The sequence below is a fragment of the Dakarella massiliensis genome (assembly GCF_001182045.1).
Lineage (GTDB): Bacteria > Pseudomonadota > Gammaproteobacteria > Burkholderiales > Burkholderiaceae_F > Mesosutterella > Mesosutterella massiliensis.
The window spans coordinates 212,282-237,313 of sequence record NZ_CVTY01000007.1 but is presented as its reverse complement, the minus strand read 5'-3'; the positions used below and the strand labels follow the sequence as shown (position 1 = coordinate 237,313).

The window sequence follows — 25,032 nt, the reverse complement described above, 5'->3', positions numbered from 1 at the left end:
TTAATGGAACACAATCAAGGACAGCGTCCTCGCGCTTTTCAAAGAAACGGGGTTTTTATGAAGATTCTTCTTCCGGTCGACGGCAGCGTTTACAGCCGTTCAGCGATTGATTTTGTGGCTACCCGGGCGTCGCTCCTCGGGAAGCATCCCGATATTGAGCTCCTTAATGTTCAGACTCCTCCCACGTTCCTGCAGAAACTGTTCTCGCGGGAAACGCTCGATGAGCACACCGCGAAGGAGGCCGAAAACACGTTTATTCCTATCCGGAAGATCTTCAAGTCCGAGGGCATGACCGCGCGTGAAAAAGTGAAGGTCGGTGTTCCTGCCGACACGATTGCCGAAGAGGCTGCAGAGTTCCAGCCTGATCTCATCATTATGGGATCCCGGGGACTAAGCGCTTATCAGGGACTTTTCATGGGTTCAGTGACCACAGGAGTTCTCGCGCAGACCACGACCCCGATGCTGATTCTCCGGGGGAAGGAAACGCCGGCGAAGGAAGACCTCACGGTCGGGATCGCGATTGACGGCTCCTCATACGGGGTTGCCGCGGCACGATATGTAGCTGAAAATCCGGACCTTTTCGGGCCGGGGGCGGAATTCCAGGTGATCAATGTGGTGTCCGATATGCGGGACGCGAAGTATTCGGTGATCGCCGCGGTCGACGGGAAGCAGCTGTCAGACGATGACTTCGAACGGCTTGAAAAGGAAGACTTTGAAGCCGCGATGAACCAGGTACGGCCGATCTTCAAAGAGAATGGCCTGAAGGTGAAAGAAGTGATGCTGACGGGTGATCCGCGGGACGAAATTTCTGATTACGTCGAAGATAAGCATCTTGATCTTCTCGTGATGGGATCCCACGGCTATACAAACTTCAAGAGCGCCGTGATGGGGTCGGTTGCGACGCATGTGGCTGCCGAGGGAAACGTGCCGCTTCTGATTATCCGTGAGGGCAGCGACGCGCCACAGGGTGTCTGATAAGAATCGGCTGTTTCAGGAGAAAATTCCCGGGGTCCGGGAATTTTTTTGACTTTGGTTACTGATAAATACCAAGGTAGAGTAAAATAACCACTTAAATAAAAACTTAAAACGAAAGAGTCTCTAAGGAGGACAGGCTTTTCTACAGACCAAAAATAAGCCGCCAGGGGGTAAGCCTGGCGGCGCGGATATTAAAAACCGGTGTTACGGATTAACGGTCTTATGCGAAGGATCCAGTCCCTTCCAGCCGCCTCCCAGCGCCTTGATGAGTTCGACACTGCTCACAAGTTCCTGCGACTGGAGTGACAGCAGCGACTGTTCACTTGAAAGCCTTGTGGCTTTGGATGAGGAAACGTTCGTGTAATCAATCATCCCGGCTTTATAGCGATTCATCAGAATGGAAGCGGTCTCAGTCGCCGCGGAAAGGGATTTCCGGGTGTTCGCCACCTGAGAGGCAAGGCTTGCCTGTGAGGAGAGCGCGTCTTCTGTCGTCTGGAATGCCTCGAGCACAGTCTGACGGTAAGCAGCGACAGATTGCTCATAAGCCGCGCGGGCCTGAGCAACCTTGGCCCGAGTGGAACCCGCGTCGAAGATTGTCTGCGCGGCTGACGCACCAAGTGACCAGAGGAGATGATCCGCGCTGATCAGCTGAGAGAAATGTCCGCCGCTCCAGCCGCCGGATCCTGAAAGGGTGATATCCGGGTAGTAGCCCGCGATTGCGATGCCGATTTTTTCATTGGCTGCGGCGACAGAACGCTCTGCGGACGCGATATCCGGACGCCGTTCAAGAAGCGTACTCGGAATGGCTGCCGGAATTGCCGGAACAGAAGGCAGTGCCGTGTCCTTAGGAAGGAGCGTAAAGTTCGCCGGAGCTTTGCCGATCAGGACCGCGATCGCGTGTTCATACTGAGCCCGGGAGGACTTCAGGGCGTCACGCGATGCTTCTGCCGAGTAAAGCGACTGCTCAGCGGACGTCAGGTCAGATTTCGCGATCTGACCGCTTTCGTACTGATTCCTCAGCGTTTCGACATTCATCTGATAAACCTTGATCGTTTCGCCATAAACCGCGATGCGGCGGTCCAGAACGCGAAGCGTGAAATAGTCTTCGGCGAGGCTTGCCTGAGCGGAAAGGCGGGCATTCGCGAGATCCGCGGCGGAAGCTTCGGCGCTCGCTTCATCGGCGGTTCGGGCCCGGCGGAGTTTTCCCCAGAGATCCGGTTCCCAGGAGAAGTTCCCCTGGAAACTAATGGTGTTCTTGGTGACACCGGCAGTCCTTCCGCGGGATCCGGACGCGCCGGCCGTAATGGACGGATAAAGAGCGGCGTCCGACTGGGCCACCAGAGCGACAGCCTGCAGATACTTCTGGGCATACTGCGCGACGTTCTGATTATTGATTTCGACCTGCGATTCAAGGCTGTTCAGCACCGGATCGTCATACATCGTCCACCAGTCTCCCTTAAGAGCGGCGTCATTCGGCGTGGCGGATTTCCAGCCGGCAGGAGCCTCCTTGAACTGCGCGGGCATCTGGCTCACGGCGGACGGCCGGGTGTAGTTCGGGCCGACTGCGCATCCGGAAAGGATGAGGAGGGCAGCTGCAGCGGCCGCCGCGAGTTTCAGCGGTGTCCGTACGGCGGTCTGGGTACTTTCAAAAGTCTTCTTCATGTTTCTTTCCTCTTACTTTCCGGCGGTGACGGCAGCAGCCGTTCCGTTCCCTTTGAAGAACCGTCTCCAGAGTCGTTTGGCCCAGGAACCAAACCGGTCAAGATAAACGTAAACCACAGGGGTGGTGTAAAGCGTCAGAACCTGACTCACCACAAGACCGCCGCAGATCGCGATGCCGAGCGGGCGATGGAAGGATGCGTTGCTGCCGGTCTGAAGGAGAAGCGGCACCGCGCCGAAGAACGCCGCGCAGGACGTCATCAGAATCGGGCGGAAACGCTTCCGGCAGGCTTCAATAATGGCTTCTTCCGGTGTCCGTCCTTCCCGCTCCGCGGCAATCGCGAAGTCCACCATCAGGATGGCGTTCTTCTTCACAATGCCGATAAGTAGAAGAATACCGATGAACGCAATCACGGTGAACTGTGTGCCGGTGATTTCCATCAGGAGCAGAGCACCGATGCCGGCGGAGGGCAGTGTCGAGAGAATCGTAATCGGATGGATCCAGCTCTCATACAGGATGCCCAGCAGAATGTAGATCACGAGGATCGCGGTCAGGATGAGAAGCGGAATCTGCCCCATGGTTTTCTGGAATGTGGCGGCAGTTCCGGCGAAACTTCCGTAAACTGAGTCCGGGAGACCGAGGGACGCCATCGTGCGGTCAATTGCGGCCTTGGCGGTGTCGAGTGAAACGCCGTCTGCCAGATTGAAGGCGATGGTCGTTGTCGCGGTCTGATCCTCATGGTCAACCGAAAGCGGCGTAGTCGAATATTCAATGTGCGCGAAATTCGAGACCGGGATCTGCTTTCCGGCAGATGTCACCACGAAAAGCCGGGTGAGGACACTCGGATCCTGAGTCCACGAGCTGTCGAGTCCAATCACGCTGTAGTACTGATTCAGCATCTTGTACTGCGTCGCGATCTGGCGCTGCGCGAAGGCGTCATTCAGGAAAGTGTCGATTTCCCGGGCATTGAGACCGTAGCGGGTCGCGGCTTCCCGGTCCACGATCACCTTTACTTCAGAGCCGCCGGTTTCCGCGTCGCTGTCCACGCTTGTGAGTTCAGGAAGTTTCGAGAGTGCCTTGTAAATCGGCGTGCTCCACTGACGCAGTGTCGCGAGATCGTCACTCTGAATACTGTACTGATAAGTCGCGTTCGCGCTCCGGCCGCCGGTCCGGAAATCCTGAACCGGCATCAGAAAGAGCGACGTACCTGGCATCCGCTTGGAGAGTGCGAAAAGCCGGTTCGCGACCTGCGAGGCTGTCTCGGTCCGCTGATCGAGCGGCTTCAGCTGGATAAAGAACTGTCCGGTGTTCCGCGATCCGAATCCGCCGCCGCCCGTGGAGGCGAGGACGTATTCGATGGCAGGATCCTTTTCCAGCATTTTGCTCAGACGCAGAATCTTCGGATCCATCTGCGTAAAGCTTGTCTGCTGATCAGCCCGAACCATACCGAAGAGAATGCCGGTATCCTGATCCGGAAAAAGACCCTTGTCGATCGTAATGTAGAGGAAAACGTTTCCGACGATAGTGAGGAGAAGGATCACCATCGTGAGGAGTTTGTGTTTCATCACGGTGCCGAGACTCGCGACATAGGCCGTGTGAAGTTTCCTGAGACCGGAAGAGATCCAGTCAAGCACCACAGTTTGGGGCCAGCGGCGGCCGTTCGGCATCCGATGGGGTTTCGGAGCGTCTTTCCTGAAAAGACGGCTGCAGAGCATCGGTGTCAGTGTGAGCGACACAAACATCGAAATCGCGAGTGCGACAGAAAGCGTCACCGCGAATTCCCGGAAGAGCTTTCCGACAACGCCTCCCATGAGAAGCAGAGGGATGAAAACCGCGATCAGGGACGAAGTCATGGAAAGAATCGTGAACCCGATTTCGTGGCTGCCTTTCAGCGCGGCCTGCATCGGTGTCATTCCTTCCTCGATATGGCGGCTGATGTTTTCCACCACCACAATTGCGTCATCCACCACAAAGCCTGTACAGATAATGAGCGCCATCATGGAGAGAGCGTCCAGACTGTAGCCGAGGAAATACATCGCGCTGAATGTACCGACCAGTGAGATCGGAAGAGCGACTGCAGGAATCAGCGTTGCGCGGCCCCGCCTCAGGAATACATAGACCACCACGATCACGAGGAGGATCGAGAAGAGCAGGGTCTTCTCGGTTTCCTGGAGTGCGTCGCGTACCGTGCTCGAGCGGTCAATCGCGAGCGTGAGTTTCGTTCCCGCCGGCAGCATGGAATTCAGTTCCGGCATCAGAGCCTTGACTGAATCGATGGTCTCCAGCATGTTCGCGCCCGCCTGACGGGTGATGGAGATGGAAACCGAAGGCTTCGAATTGAAGTAACCGGAAGAGTACTTGTCCTGAATCGAGTCGTAGACGTTAGCGACGTCCTTCAGTCTCACCGGAACCCCGTTCTTATAGGTCACGATGAGGTCCCGATACTGGCTCGCCTGCGTGAGCTGACCGTTCGCCTCAATCCACCAGGTGCTGGCCTTCCCGGAAAGAAGGCCGCGCGGGGAGTTGGATGTCGCGCTGTCAACCGCCTTCCGGACGGTATCAAGCGGGATTCCATAGCTTTCAAGAAGCCGTGGCTTCAGGTCGATACGGACTGCCGGCAAAGCACCGCCGCGGATTGAAACCTGACCGACACCCTGCACCTGAGCGATTCGCTGCTGCAGTTTTGAGCTTGCGAGGTCGTACAGCTGACCGCGGTTCAGCCGGTCAGACGTCATAGCAAGCATCATAATCGGCGCTGAAGACGGATTCGCTTTGTGATAAGTCGGAAGCGTCTTCATCGCGGAGGGAAGGAGGCTGCGCGCCGCATTGATGGCAGCCTGAACGTCACGCGCCGCGCCATCGACGTCACGCGACATATCGAACTGGATAATGACGTGAGTCGATCCCTGGGATGAGACGGACGTCAGTTCCGTAATGCCGGCGATCTGCCCCATCGCGCGCTCAAGCGGTGTCGCGACGGTTGCGGCCATTGTTTCAGGAGACGCGGCGGCAAGCGATGCCTGCACAAAAATCACAGGCATATCGACCGTGGGGATCGGAGCGACCGGCAGAAACTGGAAGGAAACCGCTCCGACCACGGTGAGAGCGATCGAGAGAAGGAGCGTCGCGATCGGTCTCAGGATGAAGATCCTTGAGATGTTCACGGTTTTTCCTCCTCGAGGGCGGGTTCGGGCTCAAGCGCCTTTCCCTTCCTGAAGTGCGACGCGAGCCGCTCAAACCAGAGGTAAATCACCGGGGTTGTGAAAAGCGTGACGAGCTGACTGAAGATCAGACCGCCCACAATCACAAGGCCCATCGGACGACGCAGCTCAGCGCCGCTGCCCGTGGCAAGCATCAGAGGAACGTTGCCGAGGAGCGCCGCGAAGGTCGTCATCATGATCGGACGGAACCTCAGCAGACAGGCGCTGTAAATGGCATCAAACGGTGTCTTTCCCGCGCGTTCTCCGGCAAGAGCGAAGTCAATCATCATGATGGCGTTCTTCTTCACAATGCCGATCAGAAGAATGATGCCGATAAGCGCGATCAGCGTGAATTCCGTTCCAGTGAGCTTCAGCGCAAGGAGCGCGCCGATAGCGGCAGACGGTAGCGTCGAAATGACGGTGACAGGGTGAATCCAGCTTTCATAGAGAATGCCGAGCACGAGGTACACCACCATGACGGCCGCGAAAATGAGCCAGAGAGTATTGGCGTTCGCGTTTTCGTACGCCGAGAGCGACCCCTGTGGCTTCAGGTTCATCGTGATCGGAAGCTTGATCAGAGTCTTCACGTCTTCAATCGCTTTCTTTGCGTCATCAAGCGAATAGCCGTCCCGGATATTGAAGGAAACCGTTGCAGCCGGCGTCTGTGAGAGACGGGCGTAGCCAGAGGGTCCCAGCTGCTCGGTCACCCGGATGATGCTGGTCAGCGGCACCATGGTGCTCGACGCGGGTGCGGCAGAATCGGAGGACGTCGAGCTGGTTGTCGTCGCCGTACCGCTCTTCAGATAGATATGCGAGAAAGCATTGAGATCATCCCGGAACTGCTTACCTACCTCAAGCACGACGCGGTACTGGTTTGACTGCGTGTAAATCGTAGAGATCAGCCGCTGGCCGAAGGCGTTATAAAGCGCCGTATCGACATCATCCGCAGTGAGTCCATAGCGGGCCGCGGCCTCGCGGTCGATATCGACATAGGCGATGCGGGCGTTCCCCATGAGGTTCGTCACAACATCCTTAAGCTCCGGGCGTTTCGAAAGCGCCTGCGTGAAGATCGGAACCCATTTTTCAAGTTCCGCCTGATCAGTCGTGTTGAGAGTCAGCTGGTACTCGGATGGCGTGACCTGATCATCCACCTTCAGATCCTGGTTCTTGATCGCGTAGAGGTGAATGCCGGGGACCTTCGCCGCATCGGCTTCCAGTCGGGAAATGATGGCGTCCGCGCTGTCACGCTCACCGAAAGGTTTCAGTGTGATCTGGAGACGGCCCGTGTTGAGGGAATTGTTGTTGACAGCATCAACACCAACGATCGAGCTCACGGACTGAACGCCGGGATCTTTCTGAATCAGAGCAGCAAGCTCTCCCTGGCGCTTCGCCATTTCAGAGAATGAAATATCAGCAGGTGCCCGGGTGATGCCCTGAATGAAGCCCGTGTCCTGCGCGGGGAAGAATCCCGAAAGAACCCAGATCCAGAGAAGAGCGGTGACGAAAAGCGTGCCGATTGCCACGAAGAGGGTCGCGACCTGATGATTCAGTACGACCTTAAGACAGCGCTCATAGAGATTGAGAAGCCAGTTAAAGGCCTTGCCGAAATCCTGAGTGATGCGGCTATGCTTCTCTTCCGGAATATGCTTCAGTAGATAAGCGGAAAGCATCGGGGTGAGGGTGAGCGACACCACCATCGAGACGAGGATCGACACCGCGAGGGTGATCGAGAATTCTCGGAACAGACGCCCGACCACGTCTCCCATGAAGAGAAGCGGAATCAGCACGGCAATAAGGGAGAAGGTGAGCGACACAATCGTGAAGCCGATTTCCTTTAATCCCAGAAGAGCCGCGTCAAGCGGCTTCATGCCGTCATCAATATGACGCTGGATGTTTTCCACCACCACGATCGCGTCGTCAATCACGAAGCCCGTCGCGATGGTGAGCGCCATCAGCGTGAGGTTATTGAGTGAGAAACCGGCGAGATACATCACGGCGAAAGTGCCGACAATCGAGAGCGGCACCGCGAGACTCGGAATGAGTGTCGCGGTCGGCGTCCGAAGGAAGAGGAACGAGACCGCGATCACGAGGCCGATAGCGATCAGCAGTTCCGTCTGGACATCATCGATTGACGCGCGGATCGACTGCGTACGGTCAGCGAGAATCGTGAGTTTCACGGACCCCGGGAGCGACTCCTGAATGGCGGGGAGCGCTGCCTTGATGTCATCCGCGATATTCACAACATTCGTGCCAGGCTGACGCTGAATATTGATGATGATGGCGGGTTTACCGTTCGCGAACGCTTCCTGATACTCATCCTGCGGCGCGAGTTCAACGTCAGCCACATCCTTCAGACGCAGCGCGTTTCCGTTCGAATACTTGATGACGAGGTTCTGATAGTCCTCAATCGACTTCAGCTGGTCGTTCGCGTCAATCGTGACACTCCGCTCTGGGCCGTCGAAGCCACCCTTGCTGCCATTGACGTTCGCGTTATTGATCGCGGTATTGATGTCCGAGAGCGCGAGACCGGCAGAAGCGAGCTTTACCGGATTCGCGCGGATGCGGACAGCCTGCTGCTGGCCGCCCGCAAGGCTCACAAGGCCAACCCCTGAAATCTGGGAGAGCTTCAGCGCGGCGCGGGTGTTGATCAGATCCTGGACTTTGGTGAGGGGGAGGGTGTCTGAAGTCGCTGCGATAGTCAGAATCGGGGTATCCGCCGGATTCACCTTCTTATAGGTCGGCTTATTCGGAAGATCGCTGGGAAGCAGTGCGTCAGCCGCGTTGATTGCGGCCTGAACTTCCTGTTCCGCCACATCGAGGCTGAGATTGAGGTTGAATTTCAGCGTGATCACCGAATTGCCGCCGGAGGTCACGGAGTACATCTGATTCAGCCCAGACATCTGGCCGAGCTGACGCTCAAGCGGCGCGGTGACACCGGAAGTCATCACCTGAGGACCGGCACCCGGGAACTGTGTCGTCACCTGGATCACCGGATAATCCACTTCCGGCAGAGCAGAAATGGAGAGGTATCGGTATCCAAGCGCGCCCGCGACGACAAGCGCGATCATCAGAAGGAGTGTCGCGATCGGGCGGGAAATAAAGAGTCGCGAAAGGTTCATTTGGTGGCCTTCAGCGCTTTAGGAATGAGAGGCGGCGGACGAGGCGGGAGCAGAAGCTGCGGGTGACGCGGCGGCATCAGATCCTGCGGCAGACGGTTTTCTCCGCCGCGGTTTTGCTCCATCAGAGCCGTTTGCCGCGGCAGGCTTCACAACGTTGACTTTTCCGCCATCCGTCGCGGAATCGACACCTGATGTAATCACGGGGTCGCCCGCCTTGAGGCCTGAAAGAATCGCGGTGAAACCATTTCCGGCGTCAGGCCCCATTTTGATCGGGGTCCGGTGGGCGACAGAGTCACTGTCAACCGTGAAGACAAACTGTCCGGTCGTGCTCGTCTGAACAGCGGCAGTCGGCACAACGACGGCGTTTTCAAGCACGTTTGTGATGAGTTTCACATTGACGAACTGATTCGGGAAAAGTTTGTCATCCGTATTCGGGAAATCAGCCTTCAGCTTCACTGTACCGGTCGTGGTATCGATGGAATTGCCTACCGTTTTTACCGTGCTTTGAGCAATCTGTGTTGAGCCGCTTTGGTCGTAAACCTCGACGCGCAGCGATTTCCCCGCCCGGATCGGCGTTACAACATCTGAGAGGTTAGCCTGAGGAATGGAAAATTCGACTGAAATCGGACGGGTCTGGGTAATGGTCGCGATGGCAGTTGAGTCGCTCGGTCCCACGAGGTTTCCGATATCCACACCCCGGAGACCGATAAAGCCAGAAATCGGAGCAGTGATACGGCCATAGCCCACTGAAACCTGAGCGCCTGAAATCTGGCCTTTTGCCGCCCGAACCGCGCCTTCATACTGTTTGACAAGGGCGGCCTGAGCGTCGTAGTCCTGCTTTGAAATGGAATTCTGTGCGTAAAGCTTCTGATACCGGGAGAGCACCTGCCGGGCATTCGCAAGCTGAGCTTCGCTTTGCGCAAGAGTACCGCGGTACTGCTCGGTGTTTGCTTCGTATCCTCGGGTATCAACCTTCGCGAGAAGCGCGCCCCGCTTCACATACTGACCTTCCTTGAAGAATATCTGGGTGAGACGGCCAGTCACCTGGCTGATCACGCTGACGCTCTGCGCCGGTGTCACTGTACCGAGAGCTGAAACGTAGACATCAACATTCTGGGTCTTCGCGGGAACTGTCAGAACCGAGGTCGGCATCCGGCGGCCGCGGCGGCCACCGGCCTGCTGCGGCGCGGTGGTCGATTTTTTATTCTTCCAGTACTGGTATCCGCCGCCTCCGATTGCTGCGGCAGCAAGGATGGCAATGGCGGAGAAGACGAGTTTGCGGCGTTTCATGGAAGGACCTTTTAACTGTTTTTTGGCAGGGAAGGCGGCCAGAAATGAATTCGCGCGATCCGGATACACCATCTCCGCCAGTCTGGATGGGACAAAGATACCAGTAATAACTGTTAAGCGAGCGTAAGGGAAAGAAACCATTTCTTCCCGGTGAGGTGACTCAAACATAACGATAGTCAGTCCCGGAAAAGTTTCTGAGTGTCTCTCAGGCCGGAATCAGACGGAACCTGATGGACTACAAAAATTACCTGCATGCCCGCGGGTGACGCCCATTCTACGAGCACCGAAGGTAAAAGGAGATGCCGGGAATTGAGAGTTTCTGTATCAGAAAACAGAAAAATGCCCTGCCTGATATCAGGCAGGGCGGGGTTAAAGCAATCTGTTTCAGACGTCTTTCAGCGGGCCGCGCGAAAGAATCAGCATGAATAGAAGAGAGAGGACGGTGAAACAGGCACCTGCCCAGAAGGTCGCCGAAGCGCCGAGCGTGTCCCATAGCGCTCCGGCCCCGATACCGGCGATCAGAAGAGCGCCTCCTGACACGAGGTTATAGAGACCGAACGCCGTGCCGCGGAGATCTTCAGGAGCGAGTTTTGCGATGAAAACGGAGAAAATGCCCTGAGTTGCGCCGAGGTGCAGACCCCAGAGGACCACCGCAGCCAGAACCCAAATGGGTGATGACGCCAGCGCGAGGATCACCTGGGAGGCGAAGAGGAAAACGATGCCGAGCGTCAGGAGCCAGATCGGGTGGATCCGGTCCGCGGCTTTTCCGAAGGGATAGGACGAAAACGCGAAGACCGCGTTCATGAGCACCATTACGAGCGGCACCATTGCGGCCGAGATTCCGACATTGGCCGCGCGGAGCACGATAAAAGCGTTGGAGAACCGGGCGAGGGAAAAAACAGCTGCCGCCGCGATCAGCATCCAGAAGGCCGGCGACAGCCGCCCCATAGCTTCGCGGGAAATCGGATTCGTCCGGTGAGCGTTCTTCGGTTCCGGCGCTTTCACTTCAAAGATGATGAGTGAAAGACAGATCAGACCCGGAATCAGGGCGCACCAGAAAATGAGCCGGTAGTTATCAAACGTGAGCCACATGAGCAGCGCGGCAATAGCCGGACCGATAAAGGCACCGGCGGAATCGAGTGACTGGCGAAGTCCGAAACTCGCTCCCATCACGTCCTTCGGAGTGACTGATGCAATCAGGGCGTCACGAGGCGCTCCGCGGAAGCCTTTCCCGATACGGTCAGCAAACCGGCAGCAGAAGACCTGAAGCACGGTGTCTGAGAGGGCGAAGAACGGTTTCGAAATCACGCCGAGCGCGTAGCCCGTAAAGACGAGTGCTTTCGTGTGACCGAAACGGTCAGAGATCATACCCGAAAAGACCTTCATGATGAGCGCGACAGATTCCGCCGCGCCTTCTGTGATACCGATTGCCGTGGCTGATGCCCCAAGCCCGACCGCCATGAAGAGCGGCAGAATCGCATGGATCATTTCAGACGAAATATCCATAAAGAGCGAGACGAAGCCGAGGGCCCAGACCGTGCGGGGGATTTTGGCGCGGTCTGTCTTGGGAGGGAGCTTTGAGAATTTCATTGTTATGCCCTGCAAAAAGAAGACCCCTGGGCCGGGACCCAGGGGGACTTAAGGTTTTAAGAGCCGGTTTTTGCTTACTTCGACGGCTTCCGGCAGGCAGCCGTAATGTCCTGCTTCGCGTTGTAGGTCGAGCTCTTCACCTGAGTGAGAGCAAGAACCGTGCTCCAGAGGTCGTCATGCGAAACCGGTTTCTTCGCGCAGGCCTCAAGGCACCCCTTCGCAATGCCAAGGCGGGAGCGGAGACCATCCGACACCCAGAGGATCATCGGAATATGTGTCTGTTCACTCGGAGCGATCGCGTAGGGAGCGCCGTGGAGGAAAAGACCCTTTTCGCCGAGGCTCTCGCCGTGGTCTGACATATAGATCAGCGCGGTATCCGCGTCCTTCATCGCCTTCAGCTTGTCGATCATGGAGCTCAGCACGTGATCCGTGTAGAGGATCGAATTGTCATAGGCGTTCCGGATCGACTTCGGATCGCAGGACCGGAGGTCAGAATTCGTGCAGACCGGTCCCCACTTATTGAACTTATCCGGATAGCGCTTGGCGTACGCCGGACCGTGGCTGCCCATCATGTGGAAGAAGAGAGCATTCACCGTGCCAGGCTGCAGTTTTTCCTGGTCAATATAGGGAACCATGCCTTCGTCATAGCATTCGCCATTCGGACAGACGGTATCGCGAAGAGCCTTCGGGAGAGATTTAACGGGTTCCGTGTACGGAGTTCCCTGGCTCGCCCCCTTGTCGCCGCCCTGGTTATCCACCCAAAGCGTCTTCACACCGGCGCGCTGCAGGACCGCGGGAAGCGGTTCTTCCGTAATGATCTTCTTCCGGTTGTAGTTTTCGCGTCCAATCCGGCTGAACATGCAGGGGACAGAAACGTCGGTACTCGTACCGCAGGAAGAAGCGTCGGTGTAATTCACCACGCCCTCCTTACGGAGCTCCGGGGTCGTATCTCGGTCATAGCCATCGAGTCCCCAGTTCGCCGCACGGGCGGTTTCCCCCGTCACCACAACGACGAGGAGCGGACGCTCGGTCGCGGAAGGGGCGGGGGACAGTGTCGGGGTTTTATCCACGATTGTCCGGACTTTGACAGAACCCGGAGCTTCATCCGAAAACTGTGTTTTGACGGCGGAGTAGACGATATTCAACGGAGCCAGCAGATAACGTGCGCTCTTCTGACCGCGGATGAAGTACGAGAAACCCTGAAAATCTGCCAGCAGGGAAACGATGCCGAAAATAATGAGCGCAATAGCCGCCAGGAACCGTTTCGCGTGATCCTTAAACGGCGCGGGTTTCAGCGGGAACTTCCAGATCAGGAGAATCGGCGGGACTGCGGCGCAGAGGAAAGCGAAAATCAGCGCCGGCGAGATCAGATCACGGGTTTCGGCCACATTCGTCGCGAAGGCGTTCCGAAGCATGTCTGGCGACATCACCGCGCCGTAAAGGAGCGAGAAACCAAAGCCGCCCGCGCCGATCAGCGAGAGGATGATGAGCAGCGCTTTGTAGAGCCGCCTGTCCATGATCGCGGCGAGGAACGTGCCCAGTGCCGAGAAGAGGAAAAAGAGCCCCAGCCACGACGAGGCGTAGAACTTCACGCCGGCAAGCGACAGCGGGTTCGTACCCGTCGCCGCCGCAACTCTCCAGAACGGAAAGCTGTCCACCGTAAGCCACCAGGCCGCGACAATCAGCGCGAGACCGGTAGCTCCGGTCACGAAGTACCGGACAAAGCTCTTAAGGGAATGCAGAACGGACATAGAGAAACCTATTAATATTAGACGGTGACGAGTCTGCATTGCAGACTGTCAAATGAAGGTCAAAATACTTGCAATTCGAAACATTTGCAACTGAGACTCTTGATTTTTGTGTCTCTCGCCGCTTTAACCGAACTCTGTCAACTCGGTATTATTAGATGGAGGAATGATTGGACCGGAGCCATGCAGGAAAACATTCTGGTTGTAGACGATAACGACGATATCCGCTCAAACGTCGCGGAATACCTGAGAGCCAAAGGCTGGAAAGCGGAAGAGGCCTCAACCGGTCCGATGGCGGTCGCCCAGGTGCACACGGGTGCTTTTGATCTCGTGCTGCTTGACCTCGGGCTCCCCGGGATGGATGGCATTGAAGTGTGTCGGAAACTCCGAAGCGAAGGTTATTCTCTTCCTATCATGATGCTTACCGCGCGTGACGAACTGGACGATCGTGTGGCGGGTCTCCAGAGCGGTGCGGATGATTATCTTGTGAAACCCTTTTCACTCCGTGAGCTCTCGGCCCGGGTTGAAGCGATTCTGCGGCGCAGTCAGGGAAAGGTGGTGAAGGATCTGAAGGTTGGAGACCTCGTGCTCCATCTTTCCACAGCGTCTGCTGAACGTGAAGGGAAAACGCTCCACCTGAGCCCGGCCTGCTTTCAGATTCTTCGGGTGCTGATGTCAAAGAGCCCGAACATCGTGCCGCGTGACGAACTCGAGAAAGCTCTCTGGGGTGGAGACCGTCCGGATTCAGACAGCCTTCGCTCAAATCTCTGGCTCCTCAGAAACGTGGTGGATAAACCCTTTGCTGCCCCGATGATCAAGACGCATCCGGGGTTTGGCTGGTCAATTGTGCCGGCGGAAACGCCTGGCACCAAGTCAGACGCCAAATAAATTTCAGCTGCCGCGGCAGGTCTGAAGAAGAGGAGAAGCCGCATGAAACGAATCGGACGCTTTTTCCTGAGGCTGGGGCTTCAGGCGAGACTGATGCTGGTGATCGGTGTTCTCGCTTTTGTGCTCACAGCGGGATCCATTGCCGCCTTCTCCTACGCTATTGAATTTACGGAAGATCATCTGGTTTCTGAGAACCAGTACTACTCACTCCGCGGTTATATCGACAGTGATATCGCGAATGGGAAAGTTCCCCGTCTCCTTCCGAATAAGAAGCTTTACGCGGAACCGAGCGTCGTGAACGGGGTAAAGCTTGATCCCATCCCTCCCGAGTTTCAGAACCTGCCTGGCGGTTACACCGAGTATGAGGACGATCATCAGGCGGATTATGTCTTCCGGATGCAGCGCCACGGTGTGACCTATATCCTTGCCACGGATCAGACTAAGTTTGAAGAGGTCGAGCACCGGCTGGTCGCGGTTATCGTGGTTTTCGGCATTATCGCGGTGATGGCTGCGATTCTGATGGCCTGGCTGCTTGGCGGCACCGTTGTCCGGCCGGTAAGGAAGCTAGCCCGCGAAGTTCAGCGGTGCGCGTCAGAGAAGGAATTCCGCCCCCTCTCGGTTGAAGTGATCAATGACGAAGTTGGGTATCTCGCGAAGACCTGTGAGGAATCCCTCCGGAAACTCCATGAAACCGTTCAGAGTGAGCGTTTCTTTGCCTCAGATCTCTCGCATGAATTCCGGACTCATCTTTCCGTGGTTTCCACGACAGCGGAGCTGATGCGGGAAATCGGCGACCTTACGCCGCAGCAGGAACGGCAGCTCGCGAAAATCACGCTTGCCGCAGAGCGAATGCAGCGACTGATCCATGTGCTTCTCGCTCTCGCGCGCGATAAGGATGTCAAAGCCGCGGATAACGACATCAAATACCTTCCCGATATTGCCCGTGAGATTCAGGAGGAAGATGAGCCCGAGGCTCATCAGAAAGGAATCCGCTTGGTGATTGACGATCAGTCCGGTACCCCTCCGCCGAGGCTTTCGGATAGTTTCGCTTCCTGTGTGCTTTCCAAGCTTGTGCGGAACGCGGTGAGAAATTCCACCCGCGGGACGATCACGATCACGCTAGAACCCACACGGTTTTCCGTGAGTGATGAGGGCTGCGGGATCCCAAAGGACGAAATGGAAAAGATCTTTTTACCCTTTACCCGAGGAAAACTCTCCCATGGTCAGGGGCACGGAATCGGGCTCTCACTGGTCTCCCGTATCTGTACCCGCATGGGGTGGAAGATCGCGGTGGAAAGTGAAGAGGGAAAGGGATCGCTCTTCACCATTACGTTCGCGGAGAAGAAAACCCCGTTCTGAGGCAAACACTCAGCCGGAAATGAGTCTGACGATGATTTTCCCAAGCATAAAGAGGCCGAAAGCGAGGAAGAAGAATCCGCCGATACGGTTCACCCAAAGGAGACCTCGCTTCCCTGTGAGAAGATGTCGGGCATACGCCGCGGCAGCCGCGTACCCGGCGTGAATCACGACGAGTGTCAGCGCGTAGAGGAGCGATAACAGCACGGACTGTCCCCAGAATGACCCGCTCTGGTCAATAAACTGCGGGAACATGGAGAAGAAAAAGATGATGAGGACGGGATTCGTTAGCTGAAGCAGAATGCCTCGGGTAAAAATCGACGCGGGAGACGCTCCGGTTTCCTTTTTATCGCTTTTTGCCGCAAGCGACATCAGGTCTACCGCAGGCTTCCGGAAACTTTTGACACCAAGCCAGAGAAGATAAAGTGCGCCAAGCGCCTGAATAAATGTAAATAAAGAGGGGCGGGCGGAAAGAATGGCCCCGAGCCCGCCTACGGCAATCATGGCGAGGATAAAGGTCCCGCACGCCAGCCCTCCGATACACCAGGGGGGCTTCCGGCCGCCTTCCTCCAGGGTCGTCATCACCGTGAGAAGCACCCCGGGACCGGGAGAAGCGACCACTGTGATGCTGAGAATGATGAAAAGCGTCAGCGTGTGGGACAAGATTCAGGGCCTCCGGAAAATTTTTGTCAGAAGAAAACAACGTCGGACACGAGATTCCTGAGCAGCGCGATCACGCTCCAGGCTGCTGAGGTACTTGACTTGGGATTCGCCGGATCCGGTTTCGACGCGATCGATAGCTCAGCATGCATAAGGCCGTTTGAGAGGCTGATCCGGTGAATATTTTCACGAAGCCCCGGAACGCTTCTTACCGTCACCTGGGCGTTCGGAGCCTCAGCCGCGATTGAGGCAGTGACTGCGACGTTGACGTTTTTCGGGAAAGCCGCAATAGCGTCACGGACAGTGCCGGTAAAGAGAACTTCTTCCGCGGTTGCTGATGGAATGCGGCCTTTAAGCCCTGGAGCGCCTTCAAGACTTCTCGGAGCTTTGACGTCCTCAATTTCGACCCGGGCGTCCCCTTTCAGGGCATAGACCTGCATGAGGTCCAGCCCGCCGATCGCGCCTGAAGGGATAAAGAGCTTTGAGCCCGATTCTTTCGCGGCTGTTTTCAGCGTATTAAAAAATCCCGGATCCGCCAGAGCGCCGACAGAAGCGGGTATGAAATTGGCACCGGACCTGAGAACAGCTTCACCATACTCCCGGACCGCGGCTCCGCCCGCGAATTCAATAACAAAATCTGGCTTCAGAGCGAGAAGCGGATCAATCTCGGTAAAAAACCAGCAGTCCAGTGTTTCCGCAAAGGATTCCGCGCTTCCGGCGTGACGCGCCATGACGCCTGTAATCCGGAATTCACCGGGAAGAATCCGAAGCAGATTGCGGGCAAAAATGTGAGATAGGGCTCCGCAGCCGATCAGCGCGATGGTTTTCATACGATGGAATCTCCCGGAAGACAGAAAGAAGACTTCGCCGGAAACTGAAACGCACTGCTCAGATAAAAAACGGAGCCAGTCCAGCCGGACGGCTCCGTTTATGGGTTTCCGGCACTGCCCTCTATTTTAGAAGCGCAGTGCGCGTAAAACCATATTTTTTGTGTTCCGGCGCGGATTACTTCGCAACGCGGTGAATCACAGTGTCCATCGGGAGACGGCTCTTCTGCTTCGTGGCGTTGCGGTCTTCCTTTTCGTCGTGGTGACCGATTGCGAGAACGAGCACCGAGGCAAGGCCCTTTTCAGCGAGTCCCAGGTTCTCATCCATCTTCTGGAACTGAACCCCTTCCATGATCGTAGTGTCGAGCCCCATCTGGGCGGCGGCGAACATCAGGTAACACATGCTGAGATAAGCCTGCTTGGAGGCCCATTCGAAGAATTCACCGGAGGTGACGGCGTGCAGGCCGACAAAGTAACGACGGCCGGCGTCCATGTTTTCCTCACCTTCGTGGCCAGCATAGCGGCCGTCAGCGATTTCCTGCTTATAAACAGCCTGCAGGTGTTCTTCAGACGGACGGAAAGGCACAGCGCAGACGATCGCGCGGGAAGCTTTGATCACGCGTTCCTGATTGAAGTCAGAAACACCGGCTGCGACGGCTGCACGCTCTTCTTCGGTTTCAGCAACAAAATACTGCACCGGCTGATAGTTGACGGAGGTAGGGGCGAGACGAAGGATCTCGAGCAGATCCTTTACGACTATGTCGGCGCGGGTTACGAAAAGCCTTTTGGCCCAGCGAACGATGATATCCGGCTGCTGGCCCGGACGGAAGGCATCTTCCTTGACCCGGTGTATTCCGGGAAAGCGTTTCACGGCATGATGGAAGAAATCCGCAAGGGAAATGTGCCCCAGGGAAGCACCGTGGTGTTCCTCCACACTGGAGGAGCGACAGCGCTCTTCGCAGAACCTGAAATTATTGGGGATCTTTCTGAAGAGAAATAGAATTTCTGCTTGAAGTTTGTTCAGGTAATCGTCTGATTACGAATAACATTTGGCCGTCAGTCCTAAGCGGATCGGAGAGAGAGTTTCCGCGGTGGGACTGACGGCCAGACCTTTTAAATCGGCCGCTTAATTTCAGTGGGTCTTGGCGTAGTGAGCAGCATCTTCACCAGCGAGACGGCCCGAAGTGTAAGCAAAGCCGAGCGTGCCGCCCTCGAAGTCGACGTACGCCTTGCCATACATGCCGCCTGCGTCTGCGCCGACAGCCCAGAGACCGTTGATCGGCGTGGCGTCAGAGGTCACCGCGCGGAGTCTGTCATCCACACGGATGCCGCCCAGAGTGCCGAGGAGGCGGGAAGTGAAGCGGACAGCGTAGAACGGTCCCTTTTCAACCGGAATCAGGCGCTTCCCGTCAGCGAAGAAGAGCGGATCTTTCCCATCGTGATAAGCCTTGTTGTACTGATCGACGGAAGCGACGAAGTTCTTTTCGTCGACGCCGATCGCGCGGGCGAGCTCAGGAATGGAATTCGCCTTGTAGACGGTTGCGGTGTTTCCGACCAGCTTATCGAGGAACGCGGCTACATCCTTCGGCGTGTTTTCAGCCTTGGAGAGTTCAGCCGTGTCGTTCGGCTCATTGAATTCCTGGAAGTACTGACGCTTGTCTCCCTTCCAGTTCGCGTACTGTTCCTCAATTGCGGCGAAACCCTTAGCCTTCACCTTATCGAGCATCCCGGAGTCAACAATCACGAATTCCGTCTGATGAGGCTGCATCGCGATTTCAGCGCCGTGAACAGAGTAGAGCGTCGCGTCCGTTTCATTGCTGAAGCGGCGTCCATTCGTGTTCACGCGGAGATTCGGGTAACGCGTGAAATCCGTGAGCGCGAACCAGTCGTCACCCACCTGCTTCGTGATCTTGCCCATTTCCTCCTGACTGAACGTTTCCCAGAAATACTGTGCGACATTTTCACCGCGCTTTCCGGCACCGGCCTTCCACGCCATCTGGATACCGTCACCCGTGTTCTGGGTCACTTCACCCATCGTGTAGGGGACACCGATGTAGCGTTCAAGCATGTCCTTATTGCCGCCGAAACCGCCGGAGGCGATCACTACAGCCTTTGCCGTCACCTTGCCGGGCTTCCCATCCTGACCAATGATCCGAACGCCGGTCACATTGCCCTTGGCGTCCTTGATGAGTTCAGTGGCCCGGGTTGAGAAAAGCGCTTGGCCGCCAGCTTTCAGGAACGAGTCCTTCAGCGCGACGAGAGCCTTCGCACCGCCATCCTGATAGCCATGGAGCGTCGCGGGCATTCCGATGTGAGCGTACGCGCCGCCGGTACCGGCGTCGACAAGCTTCATGCGGCAGCCGTTGGCGTTCAGCCAGTCAACCGTTTTTCCGGATTCATCAATGATGCGGCGGACGAGAAGGCTGTTCTGGAAACCGCCCGAGAGGCTGAGATACTGATTAAAGAGCCACTTCTTATCAACGGTCTTTCCGACAGCCTTCTGCTGAGAAGAGTCAGCGGCAAACATACCGCCCGCGAAGGACCCAGCGCCCATCTGGAAAGGAGTCTTTTCGAGAAGAATGGTCTTCGCGCCGGACTGCTGGGAAGCGAGGGCGGCCGCGGAGCCTGAGGCACCCGCGCCGATCACAACAACATCAGCCGTATAGTCAGCGGCAAAAGCCGGGGCCGTCATCGCCACCGCGAGGGTGATGGCGGAGATAGAAATCGCTTTGCGCATCCACTGCATGAAAAATGACTCCTTTGGTTATTTCCGTTATGCGTATATGAATTGTTCCCCGAACGATCTAGGGGCCCGATGATTCTGGCAAAGGAAATTCCGGGATAAAATTACACAACATTCGCTTCTATCCATTGATTCAGCTGACATGAAGAATCTCCATATTCTGAATGACGACATAATTCCGACATCCGTCGATCTGATTACGCAGCTCCTCACGAGTGAAGAAGCCCAGAAGCAGTTCTTCGCCGCGATTTACCATAAGGGCCGGGTTTCAGAAGCAGCGAACCGCCAGTCAGACCTGGAGCTGGCGGGCACTGTGGTGAGCGCTATTGTGGAAAGCGAACTTGTGGCTTTTCTGAAGCGGGAAAACGGAAAGCGGGGCGCAAGGAAAAACTACCGGAATGGCTATATTTCCCGCGAACTTCACGTTGGAAGGGAAAGGCTTCCGGTACAGATCCCGCGTGACCGGAATGGCGTCTTCCGGCCTTCATTTGTTCATACCTACTCAAGAGAATTCCGACCGTCGATTGAAGACATTCTGTCTTTCGCGGTAGCGGAGGGGTACCGAAGGGAAGAGCTCGCGATTCTGCTTTATCAGGCCTATCAGGATCAGCGGTCTGACGGCCTTATCATCGCGAAGCAGATGCCGATTCTTTTTGAGTCGCTTGAGAAGTGGCTGACCGCACCGGCTCCTGGCATGATCCGGCTCCTCGTCGGGTGGGAAAAGCGGGTAAGGCACTGTGCCGGAATCGAAAAGCGGATCTGCGGCGTGAAACAGCTTGAGCCTGACGGAACACTGTCCGGGATCTGTGCCTGGGCATGCGACGCCGACAGCGATGAGGATATTGAGGCGAAGCTGATCCACTTCGTAAAGACAAAGTGCGGTGTCAACACGGTTCAGATGCTTTTCGCGCTGAATCACTGTGACGCGTTCGAAGCGGCAGCGAAGAAGGCCTGGCCTCAGGTGAAGTTCCCGGCGGTCTGAAAAAGACCGGGCAGGAACCCAATCCTGCCCGGCAGCTCACTGCAAGAGAAAGAAAAAATGAAAATGACGCGGGATCAGAAGAAGTGCGTCATACCGACCTGGAAGGCGGTGTAATTCGTATCTGAACCGCCGTTATCCCAGGAGAGAGCGCCGCGGCCGATCGACTGAGAGACATCGGCGTACATCAGCGTGCGCTTCGACATGTAGTAGTAGCCGCCGAGCGCGAGCACATGGCGCTTGAACTTCGTGCCGTCGTCCTTCACCTTGCCGTCCAGGTACTGGTACTGAGCAACCACTTCATACTGATTGATCGGCACACGGATACCGATCCAGGCCTGGTCTGAGGAAATGCCCTTCATCAGCGCTTCGCCGGACGCCGTGGTCATGGAGTAGAGGTTTTCGTTAAAGGTCGCGTAGGCGTACTGATACTGATGCTCGGCCCGGTTATAGCCGCCCATCACCTTGAAGCGGCCGAAATCGTAGCTTGCGGCGGCGCGGAATACGCGGCCATCCTTCAGGTCAGAATCCGTGCTCCGGATATCGCCCTCTGCGGACACCATGGCGGAGAGTTTTTCATCCGAGTAGTGAATGGCAGCGTTCCAGAAACGGTTGTTCTTCGACTGGTGGGCGTTCTCCTTCGCGTCTCCAGAGAAAGAATAGAAGAGACCCGCCTTGAAACCATTGAAGGTCGGCGTGACGTAGTAGAGGGAGTTGTCATACGCGGCCCAGGTCGTCTGCTGCGTGGACTGCAGACCGGCATCCTGGTATCCGGCCTCAAACACGTCAAACGGGCACATCCAGCCCTGAGTTCCGACGGATGCGGAGAACGGGCTCATGCGGCCCGCGCCGATCAGACCATAGGGACCCTCAACATAGAGCTGGGACTCATAATCGAAAAGCTTGTCCTGAGTCTGGAAAGCACCGGTATCCGGGTTGAAACGATTACGCAGGGCAAAACCCACCTTCGTTGTGCCGGAGAGTTTCTCCTCCCCAAGGAAGTCAAAGCCTGAACCGATATAGTTGTCAGGCGTCATGGAGAGCGTCGTGTCGCCATGCTTCGCGTGGGTTACGGTAAGACCGAGATCAATGACACCCCGGATCTGAAAGTCAGCGGCCTGAGCGCTGAAGGCGAGCAGTGCGGCGGCAATGCCGGCGGCTGCCTGCGTAAGTTTGAACATGTGTTCTCCTTTGGTCGTTTTCGCGCCCGGCAACTGAAAGACCGGGCGTGCCGAAATCGTATGAAGAAAACATGCGGGCGAAAATTACACAACTTTCGATCTAGGCCGTGTTAACTCCTGCAGTCTAGTCAGAAAGAAATATTTTTCTGCCGCGAAGGAGAAAGAATCCCGTTACAAACGCCGACAGCAGTTCCGCCACACTGATCGAGAACCAGATACCGTTGATCCCAATAAGAAACGGAATCAGAAAAACGCATCCCGTTTCAAGGACCAGCGTGTGGGTAAAGGAAATAGCGGCTGACACCGGACCGTTTCCAAGCGCTGTGAAAAAGGCGGAGCCGAAAATCGTGAACCAGCAGAGAAGGTAGGAGAGACCGTAGATTGTCATAGCGTTCACGATCAGGCCGTGAAGCCCGGCGTCTCCGGCATCAAAGAGTCTCGCGACGAAATCCGCGAAAACGGCGGAAAGAAGGGTCATCAGAATGCCTGTGAGGGCGAGGATCACCACGCTTTTCTTAAAGAGACTCTTTACTTCCCGATAGTTTTTGGCTCCGAAGTGGAAGCTGATCGCCGGGGCCACCCCTTCAGAGAAACCGATCATCGCGGACACGAAAACGAACGCGGTGTAGATCACGGCACCGTAGGCCGCGACGCCATCGTTCCCCGCGTAGCGGAGAAGCTGCAGGTTGTAGCAGATGCCAACCACCGACATCGCGATGCTGGACATGAGTTCGGAAGACCCATTGATCACCGTATCCAGCACAACCCGCGGCATCCAGACTGGACGGATAAACCAAAGGAGACTCGTGTTTGGGCGCGAGAAATAAAGCAGCGGGAAAAGCCCGCAAAGCAGCTCACTGATCGCGGTAGCGGCCGCAGCACCGGCCACACCCCAGCCAAAAACAATAATAAAAAGCGCATCAAGCCCGATATTCGTGACCCCGGCCGCAATGGTTGACGCGAATCCAAGGTTGGGCTTTCCGGCCGTGATGTAGAAAGACTGGAAGAACGACTGAATCATGAAGCAGGGGAGAGCAGCCGCAATGATCTTGCCGTATGAAATACAGTCAGGGAGAAGCGTGGCATCCGCTCCGAGAGCCCGTGAAATCTCAGGCATCAGGAGCCAGAGGATGACGGAAAGCAGAAGTCCGACCCCGACCGCGAGCGCGGCGAGAAGCGAAAAGATCCGGTTCGCCGTTTCAGGTTCTTTCCGTCCAAGGGCCGCACCGACAAACGCGGAGCCGCCGGTGCCGAGCAGAAACCCCGGCGTTCCCGCTGCCATCAGGACCGGAAACACCAGGTTCACCGCGGTAAAGGCCTCCTTCCCGACAAAGGACGCGATAAAGAAACCGTCCACAATCGTGTAGCAGGAGAGAAACACCATCATCGCGACGGTCGGGAGCGTAAATCTCAGCAGTTTTCGATAAGAAAAATGACGATCGAAAGCGTGATTATTCAAACAAACACCTTTATTTCCGAAGGTTACGGCGAAGTGCGCCTGGTTTCGAACAGGCAGTCCCGATGAGGGACTGCTTGGGCAGATTTATACCCCTCGGGATTTTCTGCCGCGTAAACACAACACTTTCATTCATCCTGAAGGAAGCCGTAAAAACGTGCCATGACGTACAGAATTGGACATTCTGATTACGAAACCAGCATGTTTTCAAGGTTTTTATGGGTTTTTGTGACGCAAATTACAAATTAATTGTGGCAGAGAGTGGGTAATAAGTGTAAAACTATAGATATAGAAATTGATGGTGTTGGATTCAATAAAAAGTTTTTAACAGCAATTGTCTTCAGTTCGATCATTAAGACTGAACCGAAGGCGAATCCTCTACCTCGCTGCTTGCCCATAAAGAACGGAAGAGAGTTTACCCCAACCCCTAGAAACTCCCTTTTAGACAGGCAGCGGGGCCCACGCTTTGCCTGCTTCAAAACAGCACTATCCGAAACCCTGTGGTTCCGGATTTTGGTCTTTCCCGAAAAGGTGGATCTATGAATCAGTTCGTTAAGATTGCAGCGGCAGCTGCGGTGTCTCTTGTCTTTCTGAGCGGCTGCTCGGACCCTGTGTCAACCGTGAAGGACGGGACGCTGCCAGAATTTTCAACATCCATGAAGGTTGGGGACGCGCTTGGGAAGTATTCCGGCTGCGTCGAAAAGACCGCCAAGTGGTCGAAATTTTCAACCGATCAGATTAAGAGCGGAGTGGAATTTACCTGCGAACTGAAGCCGAGCGCAGAACTCTATGCCGGCATCCGTAAGGAAGCGGTTGACGCAAAGAGCGGTGTGCAGGTGCTGCAGGCCATGGCTGACGCGTTCCGCGCGGCATTGGGTGATGGGGCTTCTCAGCAGCTTGATATGTCGAAGAATATCGACACGATGATCGCGGCGACCGGTGTCACGAAGAACGAGCTGACCGTCCGGTTCGCGATCAACTCTGATGACAAGAAGAAATTTGATCTGAGCAGTGTTTCGACGAAGTTCTTCTGGGGGAAAGATTCTGCGAATCTCGCGAATCCGAAGGATAGCCTCCACGCGGTTTATGATAATGTGCCGTTTGTCGCGAACACCGCAGGTAAGGAGAAGACTTTCCGTGAGGATCTCTTCAATCTCTATAACACCCGTACGGTGGCAGCGGGCTCTGCACCGGCTTCCGCACCGGCATCCAGTCCCGCAAAGTAAACTTCTGAGACGCACAGAACCGAAGGCTGCGGAGGCTTTTCCCGCAGCCTTTTCTGTATTCAAAAAAAATTACTCTGAAGCCTCACGGTTATTATCCGATAGGACTAATCTATTTCCCGAATCCTATAGGTTCT

Annotated in this window: 18 protein-coding genes; 6 read left to right on the top strand and 12 right to left on the bottom strand. The window is 56.0% G+C overall.

The features are described 5' to 3' along the window. Positions 1 to 57: 57 nt before the first annotated feature. Positions 58 to 975, top strand: a complete 918-nt coding sequence (locus BN1936_RS07420) for a universal stress protein (protein ID WP_049687060.1) — start codon at positions 58 to 60, stop codon at positions 973 to 975. A 204-nt stretch (positions 976 to 1,179) separates the two neighbouring features. On the opposite strand, the gene BN1936_RS07415 is transcribed toward BN1936_RS07420, so the two are convergent. The 6 genes from BN1936_RS07415 to BN1936_RS07390 all read right to left on the bottom strand — a co-directional run bounded on the left by BN1936_RS07415 (position 1,180) and on the right by BN1936_RS07390 (position 13,585). Next, positions 1,180 to 2,637, bottom strand: coding sequence for an efflux transporter outer membrane subunit (locus tag BN1936_RS07415; protein ID WP_082164523.1), 1,458 nt, complete (start codon positions 2,635 to 2,637; stop codon positions 1,180 to 1,182). 12 nt (positions 2,638 to 2,649) lie between these two features. After that, positions 2,650 to 5,799: an efflux RND transporter permease subunit gene (locus tag BN1936_RS07410; RefSeq protein ID WP_049687059.1), complete on the bottom strand. Its 3,150-nt coding sequence runs from the start codon at positions 5,797 to 5,799 to the stop codon at positions 2,650 to 2,652. Beyond that, on the bottom strand, positions 5,796 to 8,954 hold the full coding sequence (locus BN1936_RS07405; RefSeq protein ID WP_022444616.1) for an efflux RND transporter permease subunit: 3,159 nt from the start codon (positions 8,952 to 8,954) through the stop codon (positions 5,796 to 5,798). Before BN1936_RS07405 ends, BN1936_RS07410 begins: the two co-directional genes overlap by 4 nt. An 18-nt stretch (positions 8,955 to 8,972) precedes the next feature. Further along, positions 8,973 to 10,244 (bottom strand): efflux RND transporter periplasmic adaptor subunit, encoded by a 1,272-nt coding sequence (locus tag BN1936_RS07400; protein ID WP_198290756.1) that lies wholly within the window; start codon positions 10,242 to 10,244, stop codon positions 8,973 to 8,975. Positions 10,245 to 10,628: 384 nt separating this feature from the next. Continuing rightward, the gene (locus tag BN1936_RS07395) at positions 10,629 to 11,834 is read right to left on the bottom strand and encodes an MFS transporter (RefSeq protein ID WP_049687058.1); all 1,206 of its coding nucleotides are present in this window, start codon (positions 11,832 to 11,834) and stop codon (positions 10,629 to 10,631) included. Positions 11,835 to 11,908: 74 nt separating this feature from the next. Beyond that, the gene (locus tag BN1936_RS07390) at positions 11,909 to 13,585 is read right to left on the bottom strand and encodes a phosphoethanolamine transferase (RefSeq protein WP_049687057.1); all 1,677 of its coding nucleotides are present in this window, start codon (positions 13,583 to 13,585) and stop codon (positions 11,909 to 11,911) included. A gap of 180 nt (positions 13,586 to 13,765) precedes the next feature. On the opposite strand from BN1936_RS07390, the gene BN1936_RS07385 reads away from it, so the two are divergent. Together BN1936_RS07385 and BN1936_RS07380 are read left to right on the top strand one after the other, a co-directional pair. Continuing rightward, positions 13,766 to 14,470 carry a response regulator transcription factor gene (locus BN1936_RS07385; RefSeq protein ID WP_022444612.1) on the top strand — a complete coding sequence of 235 codons (705 nt, stop codon included), beginning with the start codon at positions 13,766 to 13,768 and terminating at the stop codon, positions 14,468 to 14,470. A 42-nt stretch (positions 14,471 to 14,512) separates the two neighbouring features. Next, positions 14,513 to 15,829, top strand: a complete 1,317-nt coding sequence (locus tag BN1936_RS07380) for a sensor histidine kinase (RefSeq protein ID WP_049687056.1) — start codon at positions 14,513 to 14,515, stop codon at positions 15,827 to 15,829. Positions 15,830 to 15,838: 9 nt separating this feature from the next. Here BN1936_RS07380 and BN1936_RS07375 read toward each other — a convergent pair whose 3' ends face one another. The 3 genes from BN1936_RS07375 to BN1936_RS11770 all read right to left on the bottom strand — a co-directional run bounded on the left by BN1936_RS07375 (position 15,839) and on the right by BN1936_RS11770 (position 18,010). After that, complete coding sequence (locus BN1936_RS07375) at positions 15,839 to 16,489, bottom strand: LysE family translocator (protein ID WP_022444609.1); 651 nt, start codon at positions 16,487 to 16,489, stop codon at positions 15,839 to 15,841. Between the two features lie 26 nt (positions 16,490 to 16,515). Next, positions 16,516 to 17,316, bottom strand: a complete 801-nt coding sequence (locus tag BN1936_RS07370; RefSeq protein WP_049687055.1) for an aspartate dehydrogenase domain-containing protein — start codon at positions 17,314 to 17,316, stop codon at positions 16,516 to 16,518. A gap of 175 nt (positions 17,317 to 17,491) precedes the next feature. Next, positions 17,492 to 18,010, bottom strand: a complete 519-nt coding sequence (locus BN1936_RS11770; protein ID WP_232422085.1) for a nitroreductase family protein — start codon at positions 18,008 to 18,010, stop codon at positions 17,492 to 17,494. Between BN1936_RS11770 and BN1936_RS11765 the strand changes: the two genes are divergently transcribed. Then, complete coding sequence (locus tag BN1936_RS11765; RefSeq protein ID WP_232422106.1) at positions 17,939 to 18,313, top strand: pyridoxal-phosphate dependent enzyme; 375 nt, start codon at positions 17,939 to 17,941, stop codon at positions 18,311 to 18,313. The two genes, BN1936_RS11770 and BN1936_RS11765, sit on opposite strands and share 72 nt — an antisense overlap. A gap of 132 nt (positions 18,314 to 18,445) precedes the next feature. Here the strand turns inward: BN1936_RS11765 and BN1936_RS07360 are convergent, their stop codons facing one another. Then, on the bottom strand, positions 18,446 to 20,059 hold the full coding sequence (locus BN1936_RS07360; protein ID WP_049687054.1) for an FAD-dependent oxidoreductase: 1,614 nt from the start codon (positions 20,057 to 20,059) through the stop codon (positions 18,446 to 18,448). A gap of 139 nt (positions 20,060 to 20,198) precedes the next feature. Between BN1936_RS07360 and BN1936_RS07355 the strand changes: the two genes are divergently transcribed. Next, entirely contained in the window at positions 20,199 to 21,038 is an 840-nt protein-coding gene (locus BN1936_RS07355) for a transposase (RefSeq protein WP_022444605.1), read from the top strand. Positions 21,039 to 21,112: 74 nt separating this feature from the next. On the opposite strand, the gene BN1936_RS07350 is transcribed toward BN1936_RS07355, so the two are convergent. Further along, complete coding sequence (locus BN1936_RS07350; protein WP_049687053.1) at positions 21,113 to 22,216, bottom strand: porin; 1,104 nt, start codon at positions 22,214 to 22,216, stop codon at positions 21,113 to 21,115. A 124-nt stretch (positions 22,217 to 22,340) separates the two neighbouring features. Continuing rightward, positions 22,341 to 23,675, bottom strand: coding sequence for an MATE family efflux transporter (locus BN1936_RS07345; RefSeq protein ID WP_049687052.1), 1,335 nt, complete (start codon positions 23,673 to 23,675; stop codon positions 22,341 to 22,343). Between the two features lie 536 nt (positions 23,676 to 24,211). On the opposite strand from BN1936_RS07345, the gene BN1936_RS07340 reads away from it, so the two are divergent. Next, positions 24,212 to 24,898 (top strand): hypothetical protein, encoded by a 687-nt coding sequence (locus tag BN1936_RS07340; RefSeq protein ID WP_049687051.1) that lies wholly within the window; start codon positions 24,212 to 24,214, stop codon positions 24,896 to 24,898. Positions 24,899 to 25,032: the final 134 nt, after the last annotated feature.

Excerpts from the sequence above, each read along its gene's own strand:
- BN1936_RS07405 (WP_022444616.1), bottom strand. The coding sequence starts at position 8,954 with ATGAACCTTTCGCGACTCTTTATTTCCCGCCCGATCGCGACACTCCTT.
- BN1936_RS07385 (WP_022444612.1), top strand. The coding sequence starts at position 13,766 with ATGCAGGAAAACATTCTGGTTGTAGACGATAACGACGATATCCGCTCA.
- BN1936_RS07355 (WP_022444605.1), top strand. The coding sequence starts at position 20,199 with ATGAAGAATCTCCATATTCTGAATGACGACATAATTCCGACATCCGTC.
- BN1936_RS07395 (WP_049687058.1), bottom strand. The coding sequence starts at position 11,834 with ATGAAATTCTCAAAGCTCCCTCCCAAGACAGACCGCGCCAAAATCCCC.
- BN1936_RS07380 (WP_049687056.1), top strand. The coding sequence starts at position 14,513 with ATGAAACGAATCGGACGCTTTTTCCTGAGGCTGGGGCTTCAGGCGAGA.
- BN1936_RS07400 (WP_198290756.1), bottom strand. The coding sequence starts at position 10,244 with ATGAAACGCCGCAAACTCGTCTTCTCCGCCATTGCCATCCTTGCTGCC.
- BN1936_RS07415 (WP_082164523.1), bottom strand. The coding sequence starts at position 2,637 with ATGAAGAAGACTTTTGAAAGTACCCAGACCGCCGTACGGACACCGCTG.
- BN1936_RS07350 (WP_049687053.1), bottom strand. The coding sequence starts at position 22,216 with ATGTTCAAACTTACGCAGGCAGCCGCCGGCATTGCCGCCGCACTGCTC.
- BN1936_RS07390 (WP_049687057.1), bottom strand. The coding sequence starts at position 13,585 with ATGTCCGTTCTGCATTCCCTTAAGAGCTTTGTCCGGTACTTCGTGACC.
- BN1936_RS07370 (WP_049687055.1), bottom strand. The coding sequence starts at position 17,316 with ATGAAAACCATCGCGCTGATCGGCTGCGGAGCCCTATCTCACATTTTT.
- BN1936_RS07420 (WP_049687060.1), top strand. The coding sequence starts at position 58 with ATGAAGATTCTTCTTCCGGTCGACGGCAGCGTTTACAGCCGTTCAGCG.
- BN1936_RS07340 (WP_049687051.1), top strand. The coding sequence starts at position 24,212 with ATGAATCAGTTCGTTAAGATTGCAGCGGCAGCTGCGGTGTCTCTTGTC.
- BN1936_RS07360 (WP_049687054.1), bottom strand. The coding sequence starts at position 20,059 with ATGCAGTGGATGCGCAAAGCGATTTCTATCTCCGCCATCACCCTCGCG.